Raw genomic sequence first — 6,812 nt, 5'->3', positions numbered from 1 at the left:
AAGCAATCCTCTTTACACGTCCGTCGATGCTAGTCGGCCCCGCACCGCCCGCCGATACACGGGAGGAAATGGTGGAGCCGCCGGGAATCGCACCCGGGTCCGGTCCGCTTATTACAGGCGCGTTTATCGCCATAGTCCGGGCGAACCCGGACCTGCCGAATATAGGCCAGCGGACAGCCGCTTCCAAGAGGCGCTGTCGGTAAAGGCGGGCAACTTCTTCTGCTAGCGACGGTTTCTCAGCAACAGCCGCTTGGGCTATGATCGGTGCAACCTGAGGAGAGATTGCAATGAGAACGTTGGTCCTGCTGCCCATTCTCGCATTGGCGGCCTGCGCCCCGATGGCGGACCGTGATCAGGGCGCCGTTACGGCTTCCACAGCGGGCCAGTGTTTCGAGTCAGGCCAGATCATCAATTTCAACGTCAAGGGTAGCCGCGAGGCTTATGTGCAATCCCAGCGCAACTATGTGTTTGGTCTGACCACATCAGCCGACTGCTTCAGCCCTGGCGTGGGCGGTCTGACCCTCGCTCCGCATAACAGCAGCGGTCCACGCATGTGCCCGGGCCAGCAGGTGCGAGTGAGGATTCTTGAAGGTTCGCCGGTGTCCCAGACCTGTATCGCGACCTTGTCAGGTCCGATCACAGACTCGTCTGTCTCGGGCCTCACAGGCCGCCGTTAGACTCGCCTCCAGCCCGGCGTCTGGTTGCGGAACCAGGTCAACTGGCGCTTGGCGTAGTTGCGGGTGGCCTGTTTCAAGGCGGCGGCGGCGTCGCCCAGCGTCAGTTCGCCCGCCAGATGGACGGCCAGTTCGCGCACGCCGACAGCCTTCATCGCCGGCAGGTCGGGTGACAGGTCGCGCGCGATCAGCGTCCGTACCTCGTTCAGAGCGTCACCTGCCAGCATCAGGTCGACCCGTGCGTCACAGGCGGCGTACAGCCGCTCGCGGTCCGGCTCGATCACCAGCCCGCTCCATGATCCGGGCGCCAGTAGCGGTGTGGTGTCCGCAGTCCAGTCGCTGAGCGGGCGGCCCGTCGCTTCGGCCACCGACAGGGCGCGGACCAGTCGCTGCCGGTCGCCGGCCTCGATCCGGGTCTCAGCCGCCAGATCGACGGCCGACAGGGCACGGCGAACCGCCGCTTCGCCCTCGCTGTCGAAACGCGCCTGCACCGCGTCGCGCACCACATCCGGCACAGCAGGAATTTCAGCCAACCCTTTAGTCAAGGCTGTGAAATACAGGCCCGTGCCGCCGACAAGGATCGCGGGACGCCCGTCCAGTTCAGCCAGCAGCGCCAGCGCCGCCCGGCTCCATCGCCCGACCGACCACGCCTCGGCCGCATCGGCCACGCCGTACAGGCGGTGTTCAGCCTGCGCCTCCTCCTCGACTGAGGGGCGGGCGGTCAGCACCCGAAGGTCGCCATACAGTTGCTGGCTGTCGGCGTTGATGATCACGGCGCCGCTCTGCCGGGCCATATCCAGCGCCAACCGCGACTTGCCCGAGGCTGTCGGCCCGGCGATCAGGGTGATGTGCGGTGCTTGCGGCAAAGGATCGGGCTCGCGGACGGGACCGGACGGCGATAGAACGCCCGCGACCGGCCCGGCAAGGGCCAAGGAGACCTGCCTTGATCGACAAGTCCGCCGTCCTGTCCGTCCTCGACACCGTCATCGACCCGAAATCCGGGCAGGGGCTGGCGACCGCCGGCCTGGTTCAGGGGCTGGTCGTGGGTGAGGATCGCGCCGGTTTCGTGCTGGAGGTCCCGGCGACGGACACCGCGCTTTACGCACCGGTGCGAGACGCGGCCGAGGCGGCGCTGAAGGCCATGCCGGGTGTTGCGCGCGTCTCGGTGGTGCTGACGGCCGAGGCGGTCGCCACGCCGCCGCGCCGCACGGCCTCGTTGTCGAAAGCCGCCGCTGACCAGGGGCGACCCAAGGCCCCGGTTCCGACCGAGCGCCCGGCCCACGTCCGCCGCGTCCTGGCCATCGCCTCGGGCAAGGGTGGGGTCGGCAAATCGACCGTGGCGGTGAACCTTGCTGCGGCCTTGGCGGCGCGCGGCCTGTCGGTCGGCCTGCTGGACGCCGACGTCTATGGCCCCTCGGCGCCGACCATGCTGGGCCTGTCGGGCCAGCCTGCCTATGAGGACGGAGCCATCGTCCCGCACGTAGCCCATGGCCTGAAGGCCATGTCCGTCGGCCTGCTGACCAAGGCGGACGACGCCATGATCTGGCGCGGGCCCATGGCGTCGCAGGCTATCACCCAGATGCTGACCCAGACCCGCTGGGGAACCGAAGCGGCGCCACTGGACGTGCTGGTGGTCGACCTGCCGCCCGGCACCGGCGACGTGCAGCTGACGCTGATCCAGAAGACGCCGCTGGACGGTGTGGTCATCGTCTCGACACCGCAAGAGGTGGCGCTGGCCGACGCTCGCCGCGCCCACACCCTGTTCCAGAAGGTCGGCGTGCCGACCCTGGGCCTGATCGAGAACATGAGCGGCGACGTCTTTGGTAGAGGCGGGGCCGAGGCTGAAGCCGGGCGGTTGGGCGTGCCCTTCCTGGGCGATCTGCCGCTGGACGCGGCGCTACGCGTGGCCGGTGACGCGGGGCGGCCGCTGGTCGTCGACGCGCCGGACTCTGACGCGGCCCGCGCCTTCGCCGCCATCGCACAGCGGGTGGCCGAGGGGCTCGGGCTATAAGCCTACTGCGTCGCGACGGGCGACGATTGATCTTCCAGTCCGCGGGCGACCAGTTCGCCGTCTTTCAGGAACACCAGCGCCCGCTGCATCGCCTTCAGCGCCTGCGCGTCATAGCCGGGAAACGGGCCGGGCATGGACTGATAGGTCGGCCCGATGCAGGGCGTATCCACCGCCACCTCATCGCCGAGCGCGTGGCGGTCGCCGCGTTGAACCTCTTCGATCACGCCGCGCACCACGCACGTTCCGCGGGCCTGACCATCGGCCAGCCCAGCGACCTCGTGCACCGCGATGATCATCACTGTGTCAGCCTCGGCCCGCGCGCGCTCATAGACATAGGGCGGCAGTTCGGCCCACGTGGGCGTCGCCATGGACGCCATTACCGCCGCGATCAGGGCCGCGCGCATCACGCGGGTTCCACCACCACTGCCGAGCCATAGGCGAGGACCTCGGTCACGCCGGGCATGATCTCGTTGGCGTCGTAGCGCATGGCCAGGATGGCGTTGGCGCCCATGTCGCGAGCGTGGGCGACCAGATCCTCATACGCTTCCTGCCGCGCCGTCTCGGCCAGTTTCACATAGACGCCGACGCGGCCGCCCAGCATCGACTGCACTCCGCCGATGGCGTCCGACACGACGTTTCGCGACCGCACGGTGATGCCGCGCACCATACCCAGATGGCGCACGATCCGGTGTCCGGCGAGGTCGTTGGTGGTGGTTACGAGCATGGGAATCTCCCCATCAGGCCAAAGACAGTTCAGCGACGGTCCAGCACGCGGAAGACGAAGGCGTGATCGTCTTTCTCGCCCGCCGGAAACTGTTCTGACGATACCTCGACAAAGTCCGTCTCGTCGAACGCTGGAAAACGCACGTCGCCGTCAGGCGCCGCGTCCACCTCGGTCAGATACAGCCGTTTGGCGCGCGGCAGGACCGCCTGGAACAGGGCGGCGCCGCCGATGACGCAGACCTCGTCCACTTCATCCTCGGCCGCATGCTCGCGCGCGATCGACAGCGCCTCGTCCAGCGTCGCGCAGACCAGCGCGCCCTTGGCCATGCCCTCGGCCTCATAGGATTCGTCGCGCGTCAGCACGATGTTCAGCCGGCCGGGCAGGGGCTTCAGCGGCAAGCTCTCCCACGTCTTGCGGCCCATGATGCAGGGCTTGCCCATGGTCAACGCCTTGAACCGCTGCAGGTCCGACCGCAGCCGCCAGGGCAGATCCCCCTCGCGCCCGATCACGCCGTTGGAGCCGCGCGCGACGACGATGGCGATATGGGGCAAGGGCATCAGGCGGTCTCCAGCCATTTCAGCCATTTGCGCTGCATAGCCTGTTCGATGTCGACCCCGGCCCGGTCGCAATAGATCAGCAGCATGCCCAGCACGTCCGCCGCCTCGTCGCCCAGCGCCGTGGCGTCCGGCGCGCCGCGCGCCCGGCCTGACAGCCGCAGATGCTCGGCCGTCAGCTCGCCCAGTTCTTCCTGCAGCTTCAGCAGGGCCCAGTCGCGGTCACGGTCGATGGAATGTTCGCGCGCGTAGATGTCGGAGATGCGCGCGACAGAGGCGCTGAGGTCGGCCAGATCCATGGCGTCAGACCGCGACCGCCGCCTTGATGTGCGGCCAGGCCTCATAACCGTCCAGCATGAAGTCCGACAATTCATAGGCGACCAGGTCGTTGCGCGGGGCGATGGTCATGGTGGGCAGGGGCATGGGGGTGCGGGACAGTTGCAGCTCGGCCTGTTCGACGTGGTTCAGATACAGGTGGGCGTCGCCGAAGGTGTGGACGAAGTCGCCCGGCTTCAGCCCCACGACCTGGGCCAGCATCATCGTCAGCAGGGCATACGACGCGATGTTGAACGGCACGCCCAGGAAGACGTCAGCCGACCGCTGGTACAGCTGACAGCTCAGCTTTCCGTCGGCGACGAAGAACTGGAACAGGCAGTGGCAGGGCGGCAGGGCCATGTCGTCGACGTCGGCCGGGTTCCAGGCGGTGACGATGTGGCGGCGGCTGTTGGGGTTGGTCTTCAGCCCCTGAACCAGCTTTTCGATCTGGTCGATGATCCGGCCGTCCGGCGCGCTCCACGACCGCCACTGCTTGCCATAGACGGGGCCCAGCTCGCCCTCGGCGTCGGCCCATTCGTCCCAGATGCGAACGCCGTTGTCCTTTAGATAGCGGATGTTGGTCTCGCCGCGCAGGAACCACAGCAGTTCGACGATGATGCTGCGCAGGTGCAGCTTCTTGGTCGTCAGGACCGGGAAGCCCTTGGACAGGTCGAACCGCATCTGACGGCCGAACACGCCCAGTGTGCCCGTGCCCGTGCGGTCGTCACGCCGCGCGCCGTTGTCCAGGATGTCGCGCAGCAGGTTCAGATACTGCCATTCCGGATGGTCGTCCGCGACGGCGCCCGAGCGAGCCTGAAGGTCGGTGATCTGGGCCAGGGCGTTCATGGTTTGCAGGATGGCGCCGATTCGCGCCCCTTGGCATGGCCCTGATTCGGTTGCTCACAGGAACGTGGCGTCAGCCTGTGAATCCATCCTGATCCAGGAACAGCTGTTCGTCCGGCGTCGTCTCGCGCCCCAGGGCGCGGTTGCGGTGGGGAAAGCGGCCGAAGCGGGCGATGACGGCGTGGTGATGCTCGGCCCAGCGGTCGTCGTCGGGGCGGTCCAGCGTCTGGAACAGGGCCAGCGACCGGTCCTGGTCGCGCATATCCTCAGAATGCTGGAACGGCAGGTAGAAGAACCGGCGCAGTTCCGGTTCGACCTCTCGATCATGGCTTTCGTCCAGCGCCAGCCTGGCGAAATGGCGGGCCAGCGGGTCGGTGGCGAAGGCGTGCCCCGTGCCGCGGAACACATTGCGCGGATACTGGTCCAGCAGGATCATCAGGCCCAGCGAGCCATAGGGCGACTCGGCCCAGTGCTCGAGCTCGCGTCGCGCCGCCAGGACGTGGGCGTCGTGGAATCGCCGGCGGAAGTCGGCGTCGAACGCCTCATCCTTGGCGAACCATTTGTCGGGACCGGCCTCTTTCCAGAAGGCGACGACGGCGGTTGGGTCTATGTTCCGGCTCATGACCCAAGAGAATAGTCCATCCCTGCCGGTGTTCCATGACCGGGATTGCGATCTGTCGATTATCCGGGCCCGGCGCGTGGCCGTGATCGGCTATGGCAGCCAGGGGCGCACCCATGCGCTGAACCTGCGCGACAGTGGGGTGGCGGACATCGTGGTGGGCCTGAAAGAAGGCTCGGCCACGCGGGACCGGGCGCACGCCGACGGCTTTGCGGTCATGACGGCGGGCCAGGCGACCCGCGGCGCGGACGTGGTCGCGGTCATGGTGTCGGACGAGGCGCACCGCGACCTGTGGCGGGACGAGATCGAGCCGAACATCCGGCCGGGCGCGGCCCTGATTTTCGCTCACGGCCTGTCGGTGTCGTTCGGCCTGGTGACGCCGCGCGCGGATCTGGACGTCATCCTGGCCTCGCCCAAGGGGATCGGGCCGCGCATCCGCGACCTGTTTGAGGCGGGCGAGGGGGTGTTCTGCCTGTTCGGCGTGCACCAGGACGCGACGGGCAACGCCCACGCGCTGGGCCTGTCCTATGCCGCCGCGCTGGGCTGCGGGCGCAAGGGCATCCTGGAAACGACGATGAAGGACGAGTGCGAGAGCGACCTGTTCGGCGAGCAGGTGGTGCTGTGCGGCGGCGCGGCCGAACTGGTGGATTCGGCCTTCATGAAGCTGGTTCAGGCCGGCTATCCGCCCGAGGTCGCCTGGTTCGAGTGTTTCTATGAGCTGAAGCTGGTGGTGGACCTGATGCACCAGATGGGTGTGGCCGGCGCCTTTGGCCGCATCTCGAACACGGCGGAATACGGCGCCTATCTGACCGGGCCGCGCGTCATCAACGACGCCTCGCGCGCCGCCATGGATCAGGTATTGGCCGAGGTCCGCGACGGGTCGTTCGTGCGCCGCCTGATGGCCGACTATGACGCCGGTTCGCCCGAACTGTTGGCCCACCGTCGCGCCCTGGGGCAACGCCGCATCGAGACGGTGGGTGTGCACCTGAACGACGTCGCGCGGGCCGCCAACGACGTCTAGCGCCGACACGCGCTGAAGCAGCCATCGCATCGAAGGGACAGAAGTATCGAT

General features: G+C 67.7%; 9 protein-coding genes and 1 other RNA gene. 2 read left to right on the top strand and 8 right to left on the bottom strand.

Translation table 11 applies throughout. From position 1 onward, the window contains the following. Both ssrA and miaA read right to left on the bottom strand, forming a co-directional pair. Nucleotides 1–191: a transfer-messenger RNA gene (gene ssrA, locus EON91_RS09080) on the bottom strand; the annotation flags it as partial. A 482-nt stretch (nucleotides 192–673) separates the two neighbouring features. Further along, a complete protein-coding gene (miaA, locus tag EON91_RS09075; RefSeq protein ID WP_292093680.1) occupies nucleotides 674–1,540 on the bottom strand; it encodes a tRNA (adenosine(37)-N6)-dimethylallyltransferase MiaA in 867 nt (288 codons plus the stop codon). Between the two features lie 77 nt (nucleotides 1,541–1,617). Between miaA and EON91_RS09070 the strand changes: the two genes are divergently transcribed. Further along, on the top strand, nucleotides 1,618–2,685 hold the full coding sequence (locus tag EON91_RS09070; protein ID WP_292093678.1) for an Mrp/NBP35 family ATP-binding protein: 1,068 nt from the start codon (nucleotides 1,618–1,620) through the stop codon (nucleotides 2,683–2,685). A 2-nt stretch (nucleotides 2,686–2,687) separates the two neighbouring features. On the opposite strand, the gene EON91_RS09065 is transcribed toward EON91_RS09070, so the two are convergent. The 6 genes from EON91_RS09065 to EON91_RS09040 form a co-directional block, all read right to left on the bottom strand. Continuing rightward, on the bottom strand, nucleotides 2,688–3,089 hold the full coding sequence (locus EON91_RS09065) for a hypothetical protein (protein WP_292093676.1): 402 nt from the start codon (nucleotides 3,087–3,089) through the stop codon (nucleotides 2,688–2,690). Further along, on the bottom strand, nucleotides 3,089–3,409 hold the full coding sequence (locus EON91_RS09060) for a YbjQ family protein (RefSeq protein WP_292093674.1): 321 nt from the start codon (nucleotides 3,407–3,409) through the stop codon (nucleotides 3,089–3,091). The genes EON91_RS09065 and EON91_RS09060 overlap by 1 nt, the downstream gene beginning before the upstream one ends. Nucleotides 3,410–3,438: 29 nt before the next feature. After that, nucleotides 3,439–3,966, bottom strand: a complete 528-nt coding sequence (locus tag EON91_RS09055; protein WP_292093672.1) for a dihydrofolate reductase — start codon at nucleotides 3,964–3,966, stop codon at nucleotides 3,439–3,441. After that, nucleotides 3,966–4,262, bottom strand: coding sequence for a phosphoribosyl-ATP pyrophosphohydrolase (locus EON91_RS09050; RefSeq protein ID WP_292093670.1), 297 nt, complete (start codon nucleotides 4,260–4,262; stop codon nucleotides 3,966–3,968). Before EON91_RS09050 ends, EON91_RS09055 begins: the two co-directional genes overlap by 1 nt. A 4-nt stretch (nucleotides 4,263–4,266) precedes the next feature. Continuing rightward, complete coding sequence (locus tag EON91_RS09045; protein WP_292093669.1) at nucleotides 4,267–5,124, bottom strand: thymidylate synthase; 858 nt, start codon at nucleotides 5,122–5,124, stop codon at nucleotides 4,267–4,269. A 70-nt stretch (nucleotides 5,125–5,194) separates the two neighbouring features. Further along, on the bottom strand, nucleotides 5,195–5,743 hold the full coding sequence (locus tag EON91_RS09040; RefSeq protein ID WP_292093666.1) for a DUF924 family protein: 549 nt from the start codon (nucleotides 5,741–5,743) through the stop codon (nucleotides 5,195–5,197). Here EON91_RS09040 and ilvC point away from each other — a divergent pair. Further along, nucleotides 5,742–6,761 (top strand): ketol-acid reductoisomerase, encoded by a 1,020-nt coding sequence (gene ilvC, locus EON91_RS09035; protein ID WP_292093663.1) that lies wholly within the window; start codon nucleotides 5,742–5,744, stop codon nucleotides 6,759–6,761. The genes EON91_RS09040 and ilvC overlap by 2 nt on opposite strands. Nucleotides 6,762–6,812: the final 51 nt, after the last annotated feature.

It is taken from the genome of Brevundimonas sp. (genome assembly GCF_004210735.1).
Taxonomy (GTDB): Bacteria; Pseudomonadota; Alphaproteobacteria; order Caulobacterales; family Caulobacteraceae; genus Brevundimonas.
Note: the sequence above shows the minus strand (reverse complement) of the source record. Positions and strands in the feature narration are given on the sequence as shown.